Here is an 18,656-nt window from a genome sequence, read left to right as displayed (position 1 = left end):
CCGATGACCGACCTTCCGACCGATACCGTCCTCGCCGCGATCGCCGACCGCCGTGCCGAACGCCGCAACTTCCTGCGCTATGCCGGTGGCGCCGCCGCCTCGGCCGGCGCGCTCTCGCTGCTCGCCGCCTGCGGTGGCGACGGCGACAACAGCAGCACCCCCAGCCCGACACCGACCGCGACCACGCCGACCGTCGGCACCGATGCCGACGTGCTCAACTTCGCGCTCAACCTCGAATATCTCGAGGCGAGCTTCTACAGCTTCGCCGCATTCGGCCAGGGCCTGTCGTCCAGCATCATCAGCGGCGTCGGCGCGCTCGGCACCGTGACCGGCGGCGCGGCGGTCAATTTCCAGGACCCGATCGTCGCGCAATATGCGCGCGAGATCGCCAATGACGAGATCGCGCACGTCAATTTCCTGCGGACGATCCTCGGCAGCTCGGCGGTGGCGATGCCCGCGATCAACATCGGCGGCGACGCCACGGGCGCCTTCACCGCCGTGGCACGTGCCGCCCGCGTGGTCGGCGAGACCGAGGTGTTCAACCCCTATGCCAACGACATCAACTTCCTGCTTGGTGCCTATCTGTTCGAGGACGTCGGCGTCTCGGCGTACAAGGGCGCCGCGCCGTTGCTGGTCAACAAGGTGTTCCTGGAGGCGGCGGCCGGCATCCTCGCCACCGAGGGCTATCACGCCGGCCTGATCCGCTCGGTCCTCTACCGCAAGGGTATCGACCCCGCCGAGACGCTGGCCGGCGCCGCGACCGCCATCAAAAATGCGCAATTGCTCTCCGATGCGCGTGACGGCCTCGACGGCACGAGCAACCTCGACGAGGGGATCGGCGACGCGACCACCGCCAATGTCGTGCCGGCCGACACCAACGGTGTCGCCTTCGGCCGTTCGACCGGCCAGGTGCTCAACATCGTCTATTTCAACAGGGCGGCGGTCGCCTCCGGCGGGTTCTTCCCCAACGGCATCAACGGCAACATCCGCACCTCCGCCGCCAGCGCCTGACGTACGGACGATCCCTCCCCCCCCGGGGGGAGGCATTTACGACCGCCGTCGCCCGCAACGCCCCCGTCGCCCCGGACTCATTCCGGGGTGACGGCTTCCTCCGCGCAAACCCAGCCTCATCACCGCGCAGCCGATGCGGCGGCCGCCTCGGCGAGGGGAGGAATAGGCTTGGCGCTCGCCGCCGAACCGCGTATCATTCGATCATTATCCCCGGGGGAGCGCTGACGCAGCGCTTGAGAGGAAGGCCGCAGCCTTCGACCCGCTGAACCTGATCCGGTTGACACCGGCGGAGGGAGGGAGCGGTTTCACCAGAAAACCCGCGTCCGCTCTCCGCCCAAGGAGAGAGACACATGGCCGATATCCCCGCCCGCACTGAGATTGGCGTCACGACGGGCCCGATCCGCGGCTCGAAGAAGATCCACGTCGGTCCGCTCGGCGTCGCGATGCGTGAGATCCATCTCGATCCCGCCTCGGGGGAGCCGCCGCTGCGCGTCTACGACACCTCCGGCCCCTATACCGATCCGGCGGCGCGCATCGACATCATGGCCGGCCTGCCGCAGCTGCGCCGCGCGTGGATCGAGGGTCGCGGCGACGTTGAAAGCTACGACGGCCGCGCGATCCGTCCCGAGGACAACGGCCAGCTCGGCCCCGACCGCTCCGGCGGCGTCCCGCAATTCCCCCATGCCGCCCGCCGCCCGCTGCGCGCGCGTGCCGGCGCCAACGTCAGCCAGATGCATTACGCCCGCCGCGGCATCATCACGCCCGAGATGGAATATGTCGCGACGCGCGAGAATCTCGGCCGCGAGATGCTGCGTGAATATGTCCGCGACGGCGAGAGCTTCGGCGCATCGATCCCCGATTACGTCACGCCCGAATTCGTCCGCGACGAGGTCGCGCGCGGTCGCGCGATCATCCCGTCGAACATCAACCATCCCGAATCCGAACCGATGGCGATCGGCCGCAACTTCCTGGTCAAGATCAACGCCAACATCGGCAATTCCGCGGTCGCCAGCAACGTCGCGGCAGAGGTCGACAAGCTCGTCTGGTCGATCCGCTGGGGCGCCGACACGGTGATGGACCTGTCGACGGGACGCAACATCCACGACACCCGCGAATGGATCCTGCGCAACAGTCCCGTGCCGATCGGCACCGTGCCGATCTATCAGGCGCTCGAAAAGGTCGGCGGCATCGCCGAGGAGCTGACCTGGGAGATCTTCCGCGACACGCTGATCGAACAGGCCGAGCAGGGCGTCGACTATTTCACCATCCACGCCGGCGTGCGCCTGCCGTACATCCCGATGACCGCCAGGCGCGTCACCGGCATCGTCAGCCGCGGCGGCAGCATCATGGCGAAATGGTGCCTCGCGCATCACAAGGAATCGTTCCTCTACGAACGGTTCGACGAGATCACCGAGATCATGAAGGCCTATGACATCGCCTATTCGCTGGGCGACGGCCTGCGTCCCGGCTCGATCGCCGACGCCAATGACGAGGCGCAGTTCAGCGAGCTCTACACGCTGGGCGAACTCACCCATCGCGCCTGGGCGCAGGACGTGCAGGTGATGATCGAAGGGCCCGGCCATGTGCCGATGCACAAGATCCAGGAGAATATGACCAAGCAGCTCCAGGTCTGTGGCGAGGCGCCCTTCTACACGCTCGGGCCGCTCACCACCGATATCGCGCCCGGCTACGACCATATCACCAGCGGCATCGGCGCGGCGATGATCGGCTGGTTCGGCTGCGCGATGCTCTGCTACGTCACGCCCAAGGAGCATCTCGGCCTGCCCGACCGCGACGACGTCAAGGTCGGTGTGGTCACCTACAAGCTCGCCGCGCATGCCGCCGATCTGGCGAAGGGCCATCCCGCCGCCAAGCTGCGCGACGACGCCCTGAGCCGCGCCCGTTTCGACTTCCGCTGGCGCGACCAGTTCAACCTGTCGCTCGATCCGGACACGGCGGAGTCGTTCCACGACCAGACGCTGCCCGCCGAGGGCGCCAAGACCGCGCATTTCTGCTCGATGTGCGGCCCGAAATTCTGCTCGATGAAGATCACGCAGGAAGTGCGCGAGTTCGCCGCCAGGCAGAATGCGCCGGTCGCCACCTTCGTCGCGGCGGAAGAGGCCGAGGCGGGCATGGCCGATATGAGCGAGCGGTTCCGCGAGAAGGGCGGGGAGGTCTATCTGCCGGCGGAGTGATCCGCGCTGCCTGAGTCGCTGACGGGATTCGTGTAGCCCGTCGGCGGCCGGCGGCGGCGCCTTGCCCGTGGAGGAAGACCGCGTGCCCTCTCTCTGTGCCGGTCGGGTATCGGCAAGGGCTCCCTGATGCCGCCCGCTGCGTCGAAGCGCCGAGCGTCCGGCGGACGGCTGGGGCGGCGCTGCCCGACACCGCATGGTGGCCGTGCCGGCTATCGTGGCGACAGCACCGTACCGTCCGGCCTCATCTATGTCGGGAGCGGGTGACGATCCCGCTTCGGCCCCTCAGCGGACCTCGACGCCCTTCCAGAAGGCAATACGGTCGGTGATCTCCTTTGCGGCATCCTTGGGCGTGGGATAATACCAAGCGGCGTCACGGTTCTCCGCGCCGCCGACGCGCAGCGTGTGATAATGCGCGGTGCCTTTCCACGGGCAGACGCTCGTCGTCGCGCTATCGACCAGCACCGCAGGGTCGACCGCCGACCGGGGGAAATAGGCATTCCCCTCGACCGTGACGATATCGTCGCTCGCCGCGATCCGCACACCGTTCCAATAAGCTTCCGCCATCGCGTATCTCCTTGCGGGATCCAACCGACCGCCGGAAGAAAGGATGCGCGCAGGATGATCGCCACGCCGCAGTCTGCGCGATGCGCTCAATAATGATACCGGCATTGCGCGATCTGCAAACTTTGGTCAGGTCCGCTGCCGGCGACGCGATACACCAGACGATGCTCGTGGTTGATCCGGCGCGACCACCAGCCGGACAAATTACCGCCGAGCGGTTCCGGCTTGCCTGTCCCCTTGAACGGATCGCGGCGACATTCCTCGATCAATACGTTGATCTTGTCGCAGAGCTTGGCGTCATGGTCCTGACAATGGCGGTAATCATCCCACGCCGTCGGCCAGAACGCGACCTTCACGGCAGCGGAAGGCCTTCGCCACCTGCCTCGAAGCCGCGCACTGCCTCAAGCAGACGCTCCGCATTCTTTGGTGATCGCAATAGGTACAGCGTTTCCTCGATCGACGCCCATTCGCTCGCCGAGATCAACACGGCGCCTTCGCCGCGCTGCCGGGTAATGGCGAGCGGCGCACGGTCGGCCACGACCTTGTCGATCATCGACTTCAGATTTTCGCGCGCTTCGGAATAGCTGACGGCCTGCATGGCAGAAAGATGGACAACGACCTGTCCAATGTCAATCGTGGGCTATCCACGCCGATAGGGCCGTCATGCCATGTAGGATGCCCCTACGCCACGCTCGCTGCAATCTGCCCGCCTTGGCCGCCGCCGCCGTCCTATTCTGCGACGTGGGCGAGCCGCTGACCCGGCCACACCATAGTCCCGAACGCCATGCGGTGGGGACGTAGCGGAAGCGTCGGCAACGTCCGCCACCGCCGCGGCGGCGGGACCGTCGATCACTCCGTCGGCAGCGCCCAATCGATCGGGGCGACGCCGTGCGCGGTCAGAAAGGCGTTGGCCTGGCTGAACGGCCGGCTGCCGAACCAGCCCTTGTAGGCGGAGAGCGGCGAGGGGTGCGGCGCGGACAGCACCAGATGCTCGGCGCGCGTCACGAACCCCGCCTTCTTCTGCGCATGCGCGCCCCATAGCAGGAAAACGACCGGATCGGGTTTGGCGGCGACCGCATGGATCACCGCATCGGTGAATCGCTCCCAGCCGCGCTCGCGATGCGAGGCGGCGCGGCCGCTCTCCACGCTCATCACCGTGTTGAGCAGCAGCACGCCCTGCCGCGCCCAGGGCTCGAGGAAGCCGTGCCGCGCCGGCGCGATGCCGAGGTCGGCGTGCAGCTCCTTGTAGATGTTGACGAGGCTGGGCGGCGGCTTGACCCCCGGCCGGACCGAGAAGCTCAGGCCATGCGCCTGTCCCGGCCCGTGATACGGGTCCTGCCCCAGGATCACGACCCGCACCCGGTCGAGCGGCGTCAGTTCGAGCGCGCGGAACCGGTCCTCGGCGGGCGGGAAGATCGCCTTGCCCGCCGCCGCCTCGGCGGCGAGGAAGGCGTCGAGCGCCGCGAGGCTCGGGCAGGCCAGTGCGTCGGCGAGCGCCGCCGTCCAGCTCGGATCGATCCGCGGCGGCATTCAGCGCTTGCGGACGAACTCGGCGCGCAGGACGAGTCCCTTGATGCCGTCGAACTTGCAGTCGATCTCCTGCGCATCGCCGGTCAGCCGGATGCTCTTGATCAGCGTGCCGCGCTTCAGCGTCTGGCCCGCGCCCTTGACGGTCAGGTCCTTGATCAGCGTCACCTGATCGCCGTCGGCGAGCAGGTTGCCGACCGAATCGCGCACCTCGACCGCGCCCTCGGCGGGCGTGCTCTTGGCGGCGGCGGCGGCATCCGCCGCGCTGATCCACTCGCCGGTCGCCTCGTCGTACACGAAGCTGTCGTCGTCATTCTGCATGGCATATCCCCCAAAGCCCACGAACCCGCTGGTCCAGGGCGACGCCCTTACAGCGTGGAGGGCGGGTTAGAACAGCCCCGGCACCTCGCGCTGCGCGGTGGAGACGCGCGGCCCGGTCGGCATCAGCGCCTCGCGCGGCATCGCCACCGACAGCGCATGCGCCCCGGCGCCCGCCGCCGGCGCGACGCGGGTGCAGCTCTTGCCCTGCAGGAAGTCGAGCGCCGAGCGCGTCGACGCCTCGCGCGGGTCGCCCATGGGATACCGGATGTCGTCCGCCGCCTGGCAGCTCGCCTCCACCGTATCGGCGAGGCCGTTGTAATAGGCGCCCTGCCGTGCCGCATTCTGCAATGCGATGGCGATCACCCGCAACCGGTCGTCGCAGCCGACATTGCTCCGCGCGATCTGGCCGACCGGCTTGCCATAGGTATTGGTGCCGATCAGCCCGGCATTGGCATGGAGATAGGGGATATAGGCGTTGATGACATATTCGCTCGCCGAGGCGGTGCCGCCGGTGCCGATGAAGGCGATGCGGGTCGCGGCGACCGATTGCGCTTGCGGGGTGAAATAGGTCGTCTCGTTCAGCGCCGCTTTCTCGGGGCGATAGCTGACATAGCTCATCACGTCGCGGGTCGAGCGGTTGGCGCCGAGCAGATTGGTGAACAGCTCGGCGATCGGCAGCGCGCCGCCGCCGTTATAGCGCAGGTCGACGATGATGTTGGTGATCCCCGCCGCCTTGAACCGCGCGAAGGCGGCGCGCAGCGCCGGATCGGCGGTGCTGATGAAGGTGCGCAGGTTGACATAGCCATAGCGCTGGCCACCATCCGTGATGATCTGCGCGCCATAGCGGCTCGACACCGGATCGAGCGTGAAGTCGCTCTTGGCGACCGATACGGTGCGGGTGCCGCTGGCGTCCTGGACCTGGAAATAGCGGGTCGTCCCCGCCGTGTCCTCGCCGAGCGCGTTGTTCAGCGCGGCGCCGGTGCTGTCGCTCTGGAGCAGGCTGGCGACCGTCTGCAGGTTGCTCGCGCTGGTGCCGATCGCGAGGATCTCGGCACCGCGGTCGACGCCCGCGGCAAGGCCCGGCGCGCCCTCGAACGCTTCGGTCACATAGAGATGCCCGTCGGCGGTCAGCCCGAACCGCCAGCCGAAGCCCGCGGTCGATCCGGAGGAATAATAGGCATCCTCTTCCTTGATCGAGGTCAGATAGGTGAAATAGCGATCCTTGTTCTGCGATCGTGCGGTCGCGGTCAGCGAATCGAGATAGGATTCGACGGTGGCATAGCCTGCCGGGTTCGGGTTGGCCGGCAGCGTGTCGTAGAACAGATACCATTCGCGCATCTGCTCCGTCACCCAGTTCTGCCGCTCGCGTATCGAGCATCCGGCGGCCGCGATCGGGCTGGGCGTGGGGGTCGGGGCCGGCGTGCTGGTCGTCGGGGCCGTGCCCCCGATCGACGATCCGCCGCCGCTGTCGCTGCCACCGCAGCTCGCCAGCATGGCGCTGATCGCCAGAGCCGTCACCGAACGCCGTATCGCCACCGATTGTCTCCCCACCCCGACCGGCCGAAGTTTAGGCCAGCCGAGATGCGGCGGCAATCGCGATCGCACCCGGAAGCGGATCGACGGGCGATTCCTGCACCGCGCACGCAACCGCCCCGCCGGTCGGCACGTTGCAGCGCCCGACACCCACCGCATGACGGAGAACGACCATGGGCCTGTTCAGCAAGGACATCGCGACCTTCGAGGATCTCTACGTCCATCAGCTCGAGGACATCTATTACGCCGAGCAGCAGATCACCAAGGCGCTGCCCAAGATGATCGCGAAGGCGACCGACGTGCAATTGCGCCAAGGCTTCGAACAGCATCTGCGGGAGACGGAAGGCCAGATCGAGCGCCTGCGCCGCGTCTTCGAGATCGAGGGCCGCCAGCCCAAGGGCGCGACCTGCCCGGCGATCGACGGCATCATCAAGGAGGCCAATGAGGTCGCCGGCGAGGTGAGCGACAAGGCGGTGCTCGACGCGGCGCTGACCGCGGCGGCGCAGGCGGTCGAGCATTACGAGATCAGCCGTTACGGCACGCTCGTCACCTGGGCCAAGCAGCTCGGCCGCACCGAGAGCGCCGCGCTGTATCAGCAGACGCTCGACGAGGAAAAGGCGACCGACGAGAAGCTGACCCAGCTCGCGACCAGCAAGATCAACGCCCGCGCAGACGCCGTCGAGGCGTAAGGAGCCCCGTCGCCCGACGTCCCGTCACCTGGTCCTGCCGAGTGACGGGCGGTCGGTGCGACCCTTATCCCAGGCTTTTCGACGCCTGTTCGAACACGTCCTTCGACAGGCCGGGCGTCGCGACGATCCGCTCCAGCTCGGCCCGCATCAGCGCCGCGCGGTCCGGGTCGAACCGGCGCCAGCGCGCCAGCGGCGGCAGCAGCTTCGCCGCGGTCTGCGGGTTGAGCTTGTCGAGCGCGATCAGCTGGTCGGCGAGGAAGCGATAGCCCGACCCGTCCGCCGCATGGAATGCGCGCTGGTTCGCCCCGAACGCCCCGACCAGCGACCGCGCGCGATTGGGATTGGCCAGCGTGAAGTCGGGATGCCGCGCCAGCTCGGCGACCAGCTGCCCGGTATCGTCGCGCGACGACAGCGCCTGCGTCTGGAACCATTTGTCGATCACCAGCGAATTGCCGGCATAGCGATGGTAGAAGATGTCGAGCGCCGCTTCGCGCTCGTCCGAATAGCCGTTGGCGAGCGTGCCGAGCGCGCCCTGCCGGTCGGTCATGTTATCGGCCTGTTCGAACTGGCGGAAGGCGATCGTCGCGGCATCGTCGGCACCGCTCGCCGCGATATAGCCGAGCGCGACGCTACGCAGCCGGCGATCGCCCTTGGCCGCCGGGGTATAGACATAAGGCACCGTCGGCGCGCGCTCATAGGCATCGCGCCAGCGATCGGCGAGCCGCAGCCCCAGCGCCTTGCGCAGCCCTTCGCGCGCCCGGAAGATCGCCTCCGGGTCGACCATCGCGAGCTGGTCGCCGATGAAGCTCTCCGACGGCAGCAGCACCGCCTCGGCGACGAAGGCCGGGTCGAGCGTCCGGTCGTCGAGCGTGTTGGCGACCGCGGTGATCACCGCGTCATTGTCCGGCCGCCCCTCGATCGTCGTCGCGACCAGCGTGTCGAGCATCAATTGCTGCATCGCCTCGTAGCGCGCAAAGGGATCGTCGTCGTGCGCGCTGAGGAAGGCGAGGTCGGCCGCCGACCGGTCGCTCTCGATGATCACCGGCGCGGAGAAGCCGCGGTTGACCGACAGCACCGGCCGTTCGGTGATGCCGTCGAACACGATCGTGCTCGCCGCCTCGTCGAGCAGCACCAGTTGCTCGTCGCCGAGCGCGCGGCCGGTCTCGGCGCCGAACACCTTGATCTTCAGCGGCAGCACCATCGGCTGCTTGTCGGGTTGGCCCGGCGTCGCCGGCACGTGCTGGGCGAGGCGCAGCGTCGCGCGGCCCTCACCGGCGAGATGCGTCAGGCTGGCGGCGACGCGCGGCGTTCCCGCCTGGCTGTACCACAAGCGGAACTGCGTCAGGTCCTTGCCGCTCGCCTCTTCCATGCAGGCGACGAAATCCTCGCAGGTCGCGGCAGTGCCGTCGAAGCGGGTGAAATACAGGTCGGTGGCGGCGCGGAACGCCTGCGGCCCCAGGATCGTCGCCATCATGCGGATCAGCTCGGCACCCTTGTTGTAGATCGTCGCCGTGTAGAAGTTGCTGATCTCCAGATAGCTTTCCGGGCGTACCGGATGCGCGAGCGGCCCGGCATCCTCGGGGAACTGCGCCGCGCGCAGGCCGCGCACGTCCTCGATCCGCTTGACCGCGGCCGATCCCTGGTCCGCCGAGAAGCCCTGGTCGCGATAGACGGTGAAGCCTTCCTTCAGGCTGAGCTGGAACCAGTCGCGGCAGGTGATGCGGTTGCCCGACCAGTTGTGGAAATATTCGTGCGCCACCACCGCGGCGATCGCGTCGTAATCGTAATCCGTCGCGGTGTCGGGATCGGCGAGGATGTAGCGGCTGTTGAAGATATTCAGCCCCTTGTTCTCCATCGCGCCGAAGTTGAAATCGTCGACGGCGACGATGTTGAACACGTCGAGGTCATATTCGCGGCCGTAGACGCGCTCGTCCCACGCCATCGCCAGTTCGAGCGCGCGCAACGCGTGGTGGGTCTTGTCGATGTCGCCGGCGCGCACCCAGATGCCGAGCTGCACTGTCCGGCCCGATTGGGTGGTGAACTCGCCGCGATTGACCGCGAGGTCGCCGGCGACCAGCGCGAACAGATAGGAGGGCTTGGGGAAGGGGTCGTTCCACTCCGCCCAATGGCGGCCATCGTCGAGGTCGCCCGTCGCGATCGGGTCGCCGTTGGCGAGCAGCACGGGATAGCGCGTCTTGTCGGCGATCAGCCGCACCGCATATCGGCTGAGCACGTCGGGCCGGTCGGGGAAATAGGTGATGCGGCGGAAGCCTTCCGCCTCGCATTGCGTGCACAGGATGCCGCCGCTGGCATAGAGGCCCATCAGCTGCGTGTTGCGCTCGGGCGCGATCTCGACCTCGGTCTCGATCGTGTGGACGTCACCGGCGAGCGGGATGACGAGCTGTTCGCCCTCGACCCGCCAAGCGTCGGTCGCGACGCCGTCGACGCGCACCGCCAGCGGCGTCTGGCCGGCGCCGTCGAGCCGCAGCGGATCGCCGCTGGCATCGTTGCGCGTCACCGACAATGTCGCGGTCACCCGCGTCGCGGCGGGATCGAGGTCGAACACCAGCCGCGTCTCCGGCACCAGCCAGGCGGGCGGGCGATAGTCGTGGCGGCTGATCGCGCCGGTCGCGGCATGATCGGGCTGGGCGATGGAGTGCATGGCGTCGAGCATCCACCCTTTATAAGAACGCATCCGCAGCCTGCCAGTCATTCCTCCGGCGGGGATCGCGGCGTCCCACGCCTTTCCTCCCCCTTCGCATGCCGGCAACGACGCCTAAGGAAGGGCGACGGTCAGCCTTGCACGCGCCCGACGCGCTGGTACGCTGCACCATAATCTACGTCAGGACCCCCGCATGATCCGTTCCTTCGGCGCGCTCGCCGCGCTGACCCTCGCCGCGTCCGCGCCTGCTCAGACCGCCGCGCCCGATGCACAGGCGCAGGCCAATGCGCTGCTCAACCAGGCGCTGCCCGCCGATCAGGCGGCGATGAAGGCGCACGTCCTGTTCCTCGCCTCGGACGCGATGAAGGGCCGCGAGGCGGGCAGCCCCGAATTCGACATCGCCGCGCAATATGTCGCCGCGCAATTCTATGCTGCCGGCCTGCGCCCCGCCGGCGATGCGGGCGGCTATCTGCAGGCGGTGCCGCTGGTCGTCTACAAGGCGGCCGACAAGGGGGCGATGACCTGGACCGCCGCCGGCGGCGCGGCGCAGCCGCTGGTCTTCGGCGAGGATTATGTTCCCGCGGCCAATCCGGCGCGCGCCGAGACGCAGGTGTCGGCGCCGGTCGTCTTCGCCGGCCGTGGCATCGTCGCGCCGCAATATGGCGTCGACGATTATGCCGGCGTCGACGTCCGCGGCAAGATCGTCGCGCTCCTCGCCGGATCGCCGACGACGTTCGCCGGCGAGGAGCGCTCCTATTTCGCCGCGGCGGCGACCAAGGCGCAGATCGCCGCGGCGCATGGCGCGGTCGGCATCGTGATGATCGAGGCGCCGCGTCCCGCCGCCCGCCAGCGGCCGTTCTCCGCCAGCGGCTATGACAGTCCGCGCACCACCTGGGCGACGCCTGCGGGGACCGGCACCAGCGCCGCGCCGGGCACGCCGGTGCTCGGCACGCTCAGCCGGGCCGGTGCCGCGAAGCTTTTCGGCGCCGCCTGGGCGAAGATCGTCGCCCAGGCCAAGGGGGACAATCCCGCCTATACCCCAATGCCGCTGGCCGGCACGCTGGCGGCGACGACGCATACCGCCTTCACCCCGGGCGCGAGCAGCAACGTGATCGGCGTCGTCCCGGGCGTGGACCCGGTGCTGTCGAAAGAGGTGGTGATCCTCTCTGCGCATCTCGACCATATCGGCGTCGACGCGGGCGGCGAGGGCGACCGGATCAACAATGGCGCGCTCGACAATGCGATCGGCATCGCCAGCCTGATCGAGGAGGCGAAGCGCTTCACCGCCAGCGGCAGGCCGCCGCGCCGCACCGTCATGTTCCTCGCGGTCACCGGCGAGGAAAAGGGGCTGATCGGATCGAGCTATTTCGTCGATCACCCGACCGTGCCGCTCGCCGACATCGTCGCCGACGTCAATCTCGACATGCCGGTGCTGCTCTACCGGTTCGAGGACATGATCGCCTTCGGTGCCGACCGATCGACGCTCGGTCCGATCGTGCGCCGGGCGGTGAACGGCGTCGGCGTCGGCCTGTCGCCCGATCCGATGCCCGAACAGGGCTTCTTCACCCGTTCCGACCATTTCAACTTCGTCCGCAAGGGCATCCCCTCGGTCTTCCTGTGGCCGGGGATCAAGGGCGCGGGCAAGGCGCCGTTCGAGGATTTCCTCGCCCACCGCTACCATCGCCCCGGCGACGATCTCACCCAGCCGATCCTGTGGGACCAGGGCGTCCGCTTCGTCGCGACCAATTACGCGATCGCGCGCGAGATCGCCGATGGCGACGCGCGACCGCTGTGGAACAAGGGCGATTATTTCGGCACGACCTACAAGGGGCCGATGGCGCGATAGAGGCGTTGTCTGCGTACCCATGATCCACACGTGACGGATGGATCGTTGCGGGCGCGGGTAGTCTCACCAAACGCAGAAGGCACGATATGCTCCTGATCTTCGGCCTCGGGTACACGGCCGCTCGCATCGCCGCCGCCTGGCCGGGTGCCACGCTCGGCACGACGCGTGACGGCCGCGACGGCAGCTTGCGCTTCGCCAACGAGGATGCGGTGCGCCCCGCGATCGCCGCGGCGACGCATATCCTCTCCTCGGTGCCGCCGGAGGGCGAGGACGACCCGGTGCTCGGGCGGTACGGCGATGCGCTCGCTGGCCGCTGGCTCGGCTATCTCTCCTCGACCGGAGTCTATGGCGACGCCGCCGGCGCCTGGGTCGACGAGAGCGCGCCGACCGGCTCGGGCCGCCGCTCGGCGCGCGCCGCCGCTGATGCCGCGTGGCTGGCACGGGGTGCGCGCGTCTTCCGCCTGCCCGGCATCTACGGACCCGGCCGCTCGCCGCTGGAGCGGGTCGCCGCGGACACGGCGCATCGCATCGGCCTGCCCGATCAGGTGTTCAGCCGCGTCCATGTCGACGATATCGTCAGCGGCGTTCTCGCCGCGCGCAATGCTCCGGCCGGCGCCTACAATCTCGCCGACGACCGGCCGTGTTCGCAGGACGATGTCGTCACCTTCGCCGCGCGCCTGCTCCGCCTGCCGCCGCCGCCGCTCGTCGCGCTGGAGACGCTCTCCCCGATGGCACGCGGTTTCTATGCCGAGAATCGCCGCGTCGCCAACGGCAAGGCGAAGCGGCTGCTCGGCTGGCAACCCGCCTATCGCGACTATCGGTTCGGCCTGCGCGCCCTCAACGCGATGACCAGCCCGATCCCCGTCAGCACCGCCCCCGCCGCGGCTAGCGGCGACCAAATATAGCCTTCGAACAGCGTCGACAGCAGCATCGCGATCACCGGCACGATGACGCTCGAATAGGCCGCCTTGGCCGGCCCGATCACGCGCAGCACCTTGTAGTAAAGCGGGAAGGCGATCGCCGATCCGAACAGGCCGAGATAGGCGATCCCCGCCCAATAGGCGGCGCGCGTCTCGACCACCGGCGGCCCGGTCAGCCACCAGGCGACCGCCCCGTCGACGCCCGCGCCGATCAGCATCGAGACCGCCAGCGTCGCCATCATCGGATAGCGTTTGGCGGTCGGCGTCGCCTGCAACACGTTCGCCATCGATGCGGCGAGGATCGCGACCCCGGTGAAGCCGATCCCGGCGAGCGTCGCCGCGGTTCCCGCCGGGCCGCTGCGCGCCTCGTGCAGGAACAGCAGCGCGATCCCCGCCATCGCCACCGCCGATCCCGCGATCAGCTGCCCGCCCATCCGCTGGCCGAGCAGGATGCGCGCGAACAGCGCATTGGGCACCAGCAGGATCGCGAACACCACCGCGACGAGGCCGGAGGTGATGTGATGTTCGGCGCGATAGACGAAGTTGAAGTTGAGGCAGAATTGCAGCACGCCGACCGCCGCGGCGAACGCCCAGCCGCGCCCGTCGAGCGCGAACCGCTCGCCCTTCACCCTCGCCACCACCGCCATCGCGATGCCGGCGACGAGGAAGCGATAGGTCACCGACCAGCTCGGCGGCACCACGCCCAATTGGTCGCGGATCACCAGCCACGTCGATCCCCAGATCAGCGTGACCAGCGCGAAGGGGACGAGGATCGCCGCCCGCGTCGACCGGGGCGCGCCGACCGCGTTCACAATTGCCCGATCGCCGCGGCGAGCAGCGCCACCTGATCGGCCGGGCTGTCCCATGCCGTCACCAGCCGGATTTCGCCCGCCGCCCAATCGTAGAAGTCGAACCCCTGCGCCCGCAGTGCCGCCGCTTCCTCGGGCGTGGCGCGCAGGAAGACCTCGTTCGCCTCGACCGGATGGACCAGCCGCGCGCCCGCCGCCGCCAGCTCGGCCGCGCGCGCATTGGCGGCGCGGGCATTGTCGAGCCACAGATCGTCTTCGAGCATCGCCAGCACCTGCGCGGCGAGATAGCGGCCCTTGGAGAACAGCAGCCCGGCGCGCTTGCGGCGATACAGCGTCGCGCCGGCCAGCGCGGGCTTGAAGAAGACGAGCAGCTCGGCGCTCATCGCGCCGTTCTTGACGAAGCCGAAGCTGAGCGCGTCGACTCCCGCCTGCCACGTCACCGCCGCCGGCGAACAGCCGAGCGTCGCGACCGCATTGGCGAAGCGTGCGCCGTCCATATGCAGCCCCAGCCCGCGCTCCTGCGCCAGCGCGCCGATCGCGGCGACCTCGTCGGGCGAATAGACGCGGCCATATTCGGTAGCGTTGGTGATCGAGATTGCGTGCGGCTGGACGCGATGCACGTCGTTGGCGATCGCGTCGATCACCGCGCGGATCGTGTCGGGACTCAGCTTCGCGCCGTCGCCGTCGGCAAGGTACAATTTGGCGCCGTGCGTGTAGAATTCGGGCGCGCCGCCCTCGTCGTTCTGAATATGCGCGTCGCGATGGCACACCACCGCGCCATGCGGCGGGCACAGCGCGGCGAGCGCGAGGCAGTTCGCCGCCGTCCCCGTCGGCACCCACAGCGCCGCGACATCGGTGCCGAACAGGTCGGACAGCCGCCCGTCGAGCGCCTGCGACCGCGCGTCGCCGTCATAGGCGGTGTCGAGCGTGTTCGCCTCGGCGAGGGCGGCCATCACGTTCGGATGCACCGACGCGGCATTGTCGGAAAAGAAACGCATGACAGCGCCTTGCGGCGCGCGCTGCGTACCGTCAACCGGGGGGACCGCCCGGTGCGGCGGTCACCCCATCCGTTCGGTCAGCACGATCTCGCCCTCGACCTCGATATCCTCGTCACCGTCGAGGTCGGCGTCCTCGGGCATGTCGAATTCGGCGCTCCAGTCATACACCTTCGCCGCGCCGCCCTCGACCCACACGCGTACCGCGCCGCTGGTGATCTCGCCGCCCATCGCGCCGACGAAGTCGGTGACCAGGGCATCGGCGGCGCTCTCGTAGTCGGTGACGCCGGGGATCGACGCGGCCTCGACCTCTTCGTCCAACTCGATGATCTGCGCCCAGAATCGTTTTGCCATCGTCTCTTCCTTGCTGAGGGGGCGGTCTTGCCAGATCGGCGGGCGAAAGGCTCGCGTCTAATGCCGCACGTAGAACAGGTGCGAGCGGACCCGCCCGACCTTGACCAACGTGTCGCGCCAATAGGGCACCATCCAGTCGGTATGGTAATGCGTCGCGCGGCCGACGTCGGCGAACACATAGCCGGCGAGCGCGCGCCGCGCCGCCCGCCGTGCCGCCCCCCAGCCGAGATGCACCGGCCGGCGCCGGAACGAGCCGTCGCAGGTGAAGGAGAATTGGCAGCCGGTGGTGCGGCCCGAGCCCTGATAGACGATGCCGCAGATCGTCTTGGGGAAACCGGGCGCGCGCACCCGGTTGAGGATCACCTGGATCACCGCGCGCTGGCCGCGCAGGTCGTCGCCCGCCTCGTAGAGCGCGGCGGTGGCGAGGCATTCCGCCGCCTGTTCGCGCGCCGCCGGGCCACCCTGAAAGCGATAGGGCAGGGCGCGCAGCCGGCGCCTGACATCGATCGGCACTGCCGCGTTCGATGCGCGCGCCTCTGCCATGGTCAGCGGCCGGGCGGCCTCCGGGGCGGGCGGCGCCGTGAACGGCCACGGCCCGATCGACCCCGCCACCACGATCACCACCGCGACGACGCCGAGCAGCAGCAGCCACCGCTCCGAGCGCAGGTCGTGCGCCTTGCGCCGTCTGCGGGTCCGTGGGGTGCGTCGCTGCGCCATGGCGGATGCGTCTAGCGAAGGCCGGGGGCGACGCCAGCCCCCCGCGGCCCAGGGCCGATGATGAGGCTCGCCCGTTCCTCATCAGCTCCGTCACCCCGGACTCGTTCCGGGGTCCACCGGGCCGCAAGGGAACGGCGTCGAATCAAGCCTTTCCGCCGCAGAGTGGCCCCCGGAACACGTCCGGGCTTTGAAGACGCCGGCCGCACACGAACGCCGATAGGCGACAGCCTCGCGGCGGCGCGGGAGGCGGGCTTACTGCTCGCCCTCATCCCCTTCGTCGCCACCGCCACGCCGGTCGCGCGGCGGCGGCCCGTCCGGCGCCGCCGGCGGCCCGCGGTCGCGGCCCGGCGAGATGCTGATGCTGCCGTCGCGGCCCATCTTCATCTGCATGCCGAAGCCGTCGATCGTTCCCTCGGGGCCGACGATGTCGCCCATCGGCTGCTCGATCCCTTCCTCGGGGCCGACGACCGCCTCGGGGTCCATCGCATTCTCCTCGACGATGACCGGCGCGACGACCGGCGCGATGTTGAGCGCCGAGACCATGAACTGGCGCCACATCTGCGCAGGGATGCCGCCGCCGTGCAGCCCGGCGTTTGGCGAACTGTCGTCGTTGCCGACCCACACGCCGACCACCAGGTCGCCGGCGAAGCCGATGAACCAGGCGTCGCGGCTGTTCTGCGACGTGCCCGTCTTGCCATAGGCGGGCAGCGTCAGCACCGCGGCGCGGCCGGTGCCGCGCAGCGACGAGCCGAGCAGGTCGAGCATATGGTCGCGGATGCCGTCGGGCATCTTGCTCGGCCCGCCGGTCAGCGACTGATACCAGCTCTTGTTGGTGCTGCTCTCCTCCAGCCCGCGCGGATGGACCGGATATTTGCCGTTGGCCACCGCCGCATAGGCCGCGGTCAGTTCGAGCAGCGACACTTCGGCGGTGCCGAGGCCGATCGTCGCCTCGTTGGGGATCGGCGTCGAGATGCCGAGGTCGCGCGCCGCCTTGATGACGTTGCGCACGCCGACCTCCTGCGTCAGCCGCGCCGCGACGACGTTGCTCGACCGGGCGAAGGCGCGGCGCAGCGTGATCGGGCCGAGATAGCGATTGTCGTCGTTCTTCGGCTTCCAGCCGGCGATCTCGACGCGGCTGTCGTCGGCCATCGTATCGGGGGTCATGCCGGCGCGCATCGCGGCGAGATAGACGAACAGCTTGAAGGTCGATCCCGGCTGGCGGCGCGCCTGCGTCGCGCGGTTGAACGGGCTCTTGGCATAGTCCTTGCCGCCGACCATCGCGACGACGCGGCCGTCGCGGCGCATGGCGACGATCGCCGCCTGCGCCTGGCGCAGCCCCGCCTGGCGGATCACCCGCTCGGCGGTCGCCTGCAGCCGGCGGTCGAGCGTCGTCTTCACGGTCGCCTCGGTCTTGATCTCGCCGGCCTGATCGCGCGCCTCGGGCAGCACCCAGTCGGCGAAATAGGTGCCGCTCGGCAATTGCGTCGGCCGGCTGGCCAGCACGCGCTGCGGCTGGACCGCGGCGGCCTCCGCCTTGGTGATGAAGCCTGCCTCCGCCATCGCGCGTACCACCAGCATCTCGCGCTTGCGCGCACCCTCCAGGTTGCTGGTCGGCGCAAGCCGCGACGGCGCCTTGACGAGGCCGGCCAGCATCGCCGCCTGGCCGACGTTCATCTTCTCCGGCTCGCGCCCGAAATAATGTTTCGACGCGGCGCGCAGGCCGTAGACGTTGTCGCCGAAATAGACGTTCGACAGATAGCGCGACAGGATCTCGTCCTTGCTCAGCCATGCCTCGAGCCAGAAGGAGATCATGACCTCGCGGATCTTGCGCGCGGCGGTGCGGTCCGAATCGAGGAAGGCGTTCTTGGCGAGCTGCTGCGTGATCGTGCTGCCGCCCTCGCGCACCCCGCCCGAACCGACATTGTGGACGAAGGCGCGCAGGATGCCGCGCGGGTCGATGCCCCAATGCGAGCGGAAGCGGCGGTCCTCGATCGCCAGGAAGGCGTCGGTGACGTGCGCGGGCAGCTTAGCGGCGTCGACCGGCGCGCCGATGATCGCGCCACGCCGCGCGATCGGCGTGCCGTCGTCGGCGGTCAGCGTGATCGACGGCGGGGTGGGCGGTTGCAGCGACTTGCTGAGCGGCGCGGTGACCGCGAGCCAGCCGATCGCGATGACCAGCAGGATGATCCCGACGCCGAGGCCGCGCACGATCCAGCGGCCGATGTTGCGCGGGCGGCGCGGCGGCGGTGCCCCGTCGCCGATCGTGTCGTCGTCGGAGATGAAGTCGTCGAAGCGCCCGCCGAAGCGCCGGTCGCGCGGCGGATCGTGCGGCGCCTCGTCGTCCAGCTCGTAACGCCGGCCGATCGTATTGCGGCGGTTGGTCTCGACGGGTTCGTGACGCATCGGCTCGTCCCAGCGGTCAGCCATGAGGTGTATTACAATCCTAAAACAGCTGAGGCAAGGGCACGCGTCTCTGCGTGAGGTTAGCGAAGTTTACCTTGGCTGGCGCCGTCCGT

At 68.9% G+C, this 18,656-nt stretch carries 17 protein-coding genes and 1 riboswitch; of the genes, 5 read left to right on the top strand and 12 right to left on the bottom strand.

Features of this window, described 5'->3' with window-relative positions; translation table 11 throughout:
* The first annotated feature begins 3 nt into the window (after positions 1-3).
* Positions 4-1,011: a ferritin-like domain-containing protein gene (locus HD841_RS00795; RefSeq protein WP_179506997.1), complete on the top strand. Its 1,008-nt coding sequence runs from the start codon at positions 4-6 to the stop codon at positions 1,009-1,011.
* 202 nt (positions 1,012-1,213) lie between these two features.
* Positions 1,214-1,323: riboswitch (TPP riboswitch) on the top strand.
* Positions 1,324-1,361: 38 nt separating this feature from the next.
* Positions 1,362-3,206: a phosphomethylpyrimidine synthase ThiC gene (gene thiC / locus HD841_RS00790; protein WP_179506996.1), complete on the top strand. Its 1,845-nt coding sequence runs from the start codon at positions 1,362-1,364 to the stop codon at positions 3,204-3,206.
* 282 nt (positions 3,207-3,488) lie between these two features.
* Here thiC and HD841_RS00785 read toward each other — a convergent pair whose 3' ends face one another.
* From HD841_RS00785 to HD841_RS00760, 6 genes are all read right to left on the bottom strand, one after another.
* Positions 3,489-3,770, bottom strand: coding sequence for a DUF427 domain-containing protein (locus HD841_RS00785; protein ID WP_179506995.1), 282 nt, complete (start codon positions 3,768-3,770; stop codon positions 3,489-3,491).
* 86 nt (positions 3,771-3,856) lie between these two features.
* On the bottom strand, positions 3,857-4,123 hold the full coding sequence (locus tag HD841_RS00780) for a Txe/YoeB family addiction module toxin (RefSeq protein ID WP_179506994.1): 267 nt from the start codon (positions 4,121-4,123) through the stop codon (positions 3,857-3,859).
* Positions 4,120-4,365: a type II toxin-antitoxin system Phd/YefM family antitoxin gene (locus HD841_RS00775; RefSeq protein ID WP_179506993.1), complete on the bottom strand. Its 246-nt coding sequence runs from the start codon at positions 4,363-4,365 to the stop codon at positions 4,120-4,122. The genes HD841_RS00780 and HD841_RS00775 overlap by 4 nt, the downstream gene beginning before the upstream one ends.
* A gap of 251 nt (positions 4,366-4,616) precedes the next feature.
* Positions 4,617-5,297, bottom strand: coding sequence for a uracil-DNA glycosylase (gene ung, locus HD841_RS00770; protein WP_179506992.1), 681 nt, complete (start codon positions 5,295-5,297; stop codon positions 4,617-4,619).
* Entirely contained in the window at positions 5,298-5,615 is a 318-nt protein-coding gene (locus tag HD841_RS00765) for an alkylphosphonate utilization protein (protein ID WP_179506991.1), read from the bottom strand.
* A 66-nt stretch (positions 5,616-5,681) separates the two neighbouring features.
* A complete protein-coding gene (locus HD841_RS00760) occupies positions 5,682-7,145 on the bottom strand; it encodes a S41 family peptidase (RefSeq protein WP_373562945.1) in 1,464 nt (487 codons plus the stop codon).
* 176 nt (positions 7,146-7,321) lie between these two features.
* Here HD841_RS00760 and HD841_RS00755 point away from each other — a divergent pair, with 176 nt between their 5' ends.
* Entirely contained in the window at positions 7,322-7,837 is a 516-nt protein-coding gene (locus HD841_RS00755; protein WP_179506990.1) for a YciE/YciF ferroxidase family protein, read from the top strand.
* Positions 7,838-7,901: 64 nt separating this feature from the next.
* Here HD841_RS00755 and pepN read toward each other — a convergent pair whose 3' ends face one another.
* On the bottom strand, positions 7,902-10,511 hold the full coding sequence (pepN, locus tag HD841_RS00750) for an aminopeptidase N (RefSeq protein ID WP_179506989.1): 2,610 nt from the start codon (positions 10,509-10,511) through the stop codon (positions 7,902-7,904).
* 181 nt (positions 10,512-10,692) lie between these two features.
* On the opposite strand from pepN, the gene HD841_RS00745 reads away from it, so the two are divergent.
* Both HD841_RS00745 and HD841_RS00740 read left to right on the top strand, forming a co-directional pair.
* The gene (locus tag HD841_RS00745; protein WP_179506988.1) at positions 10,693-12,345 is read left to right on the top strand and encodes a M28 family peptidase; all 1,653 of its coding nucleotides are present in this window, start codon (positions 10,693-10,695) and stop codon (positions 12,343-12,345) included.
* Positions 12,346-12,431: 86 nt separating this feature from the next.
* On the top strand, positions 12,432-13,250 hold the full coding sequence (locus tag HD841_RS00740) for an NAD(P)-dependent oxidoreductase (RefSeq protein WP_179506987.1): 819 nt from the start codon (positions 12,432-12,434) through the stop codon (positions 13,248-13,250).
* Here the strand turns inward: HD841_RS00740 and HD841_RS00735 are convergent.
* The 5 genes from HD841_RS00735 to HD841_RS00715 all read right to left on the bottom strand — a co-directional run bounded on the left by HD841_RS00735 (position 13,160) and on the right by HD841_RS00715 (position 18,567).
* Positions 13,160-14,080 (bottom strand): DMT family transporter, encoded by a 921-nt coding sequence (locus HD841_RS00735; RefSeq protein ID WP_373562944.1) that lies wholly within the window; start codon positions 14,078-14,080, stop codon positions 13,160-13,162. The two genes, HD841_RS00740 and HD841_RS00735, sit on opposite strands and share 91 nt — an antisense overlap.
* On the bottom strand, positions 14,074-15,072 hold the full coding sequence (locus tag HD841_RS00730) for a threonine aldolase family protein (protein ID WP_179506985.1): 999 nt from the start codon (positions 15,070-15,072) through the stop codon (positions 14,074-14,076). The genes HD841_RS00735 and HD841_RS00730 overlap by 7 nt, the downstream gene beginning before the upstream one ends.
* Before the next feature lie 60 nt (positions 15,073-15,132).
* Entirely contained in the window at positions 15,133-15,423 is a 291-nt protein-coding gene (locus HD841_RS00725) for a hypothetical protein (RefSeq protein ID WP_179506984.1), read from the bottom strand.
* 57 nt (positions 15,424-15,480) lie between these two features.
* Positions 15,481-16,140, bottom strand: a complete 660-nt coding sequence (locus HD841_RS00720) for a cell wall hydrolase (RefSeq protein WP_179506983.1) — start codon at positions 16,138-16,140, stop codon at positions 15,481-15,483.
* Between the two features lie 252 nt (positions 16,141-16,392).
* Complete coding sequence (locus HD841_RS00715) at positions 16,393-18,567, bottom strand: transglycosylase domain-containing protein (RefSeq protein ID WP_257015165.1); 2,175 nt, start codon at positions 18,565-18,567, stop codon at positions 16,393-16,395.
* Positions 18,568-18,656 lie beyond the last annotated feature (89 nt).

It is taken from the genome of Sphingomonas melonis, assembly GCF_013409985.1.
In the GTDB taxonomy this organism is placed as follows: Bacteria; Pseudomonadota; Alphaproteobacteria; order Sphingomonadales; family Sphingomonadaceae; genus Sphingomonas; species Sphingomonas melonis_A.
This window is presented reverse-complemented; position numbering and strand designations above follow the sequence as displayed.

What these genes read in the sequence shown, in the direction of transcription:
- HD841_RS00795 (WP_179506997.1), top strand. Translation starts at nt 4, where the DNA reads ATGACCGACCTTCCGACCGATACCGTCCTCGCCGCGATCGCCGACCGC.
- thiC (WP_179506996.1), top strand. Translation starts at nt 1,362, where the DNA reads ATGGCCGATATCCCCGCCCGCACTGAGATTGGCGTCACGACGGGCCCG.
- HD841_RS00785 (WP_179506995.1), bottom strand. Translation starts at nt 3,770, where the DNA reads ATGGCGGAAGCTTATTGGAACGGTGTGCGGATCGCGGCGAGCGACGAT.
- HD841_RS00775 (WP_179506993.1), bottom strand. Translation starts at nt 4,365, where the DNA reads ATGCAGGCCGTCAGCTATTCCGAAGCGCGCGAAAATCTGAAGTCGATG.
- ung (WP_179506992.1), bottom strand. Translation starts at nt 5,297, where the DNA reads ATGCCGCCGCGGATCGATCCGAGCTGGACGGCGGCGCTCGCCGACGCA.
- HD841_RS00765 (WP_179506991.1), bottom strand. Translation starts at nt 5,615, where the DNA reads ATGCAGAATGACGACGACAGCTTCGTGTACGACGAGGCGACCGGCGAG.
- HD841_RS00755 (WP_179506990.1), top strand. Translation starts at nt 7,322, where the DNA reads ATGGGCCTGTTCAGCAAGGACATCGCGACCTTCGAGGATCTCTACGTC.
- pepN (WP_179506989.1), bottom strand. Translation starts at nt 10,511, where the DNA reads ATGCTCGACGCCATGCACTCCATCGCCCAGCCCGATCATGCCGCGACC.
- HD841_RS00745 (WP_179506988.1), top strand. Translation starts at nt 10,693, where the DNA reads ATGATCCGTTCCTTCGGCGCGCTCGCCGCGCTGACCCTCGCCGCGTCC.
- HD841_RS00740 (WP_179506987.1), top strand. Translation starts at nt 12,432, where the DNA reads ATGCTCCTGATCTTCGGCCTCGGGTACACGGCCGCTCGCATCGCCGCC.
- HD841_RS00730 (WP_179506985.1), bottom strand. Translation starts at nt 15,072, where the DNA reads ATGCGTTTCTTTTCCGACAATGCCGCGTCGGTGCATCCGAACGTGATG.
- HD841_RS00725 (WP_179506984.1), bottom strand. Translation starts at nt 15,423, where the DNA reads ATGGCAAAACGATTCTGGGCGCAGATCATCGAGTTGGACGAAGAGGTC.
- HD841_RS00720 (WP_179506983.1), bottom strand. Translation starts at nt 16,140, where the DNA reads ATGGCGCAGCGACGCACCCCACGGACCCGCAGACGGCGCAAGGCGCAC.
- HD841_RS00715 (WP_257015165.1), bottom strand. Translation starts at nt 18,567, where the DNA reads ATGGCTGACCGCTGGGACGAGCCGATGCGTCACGAACCCGTCGAGACC.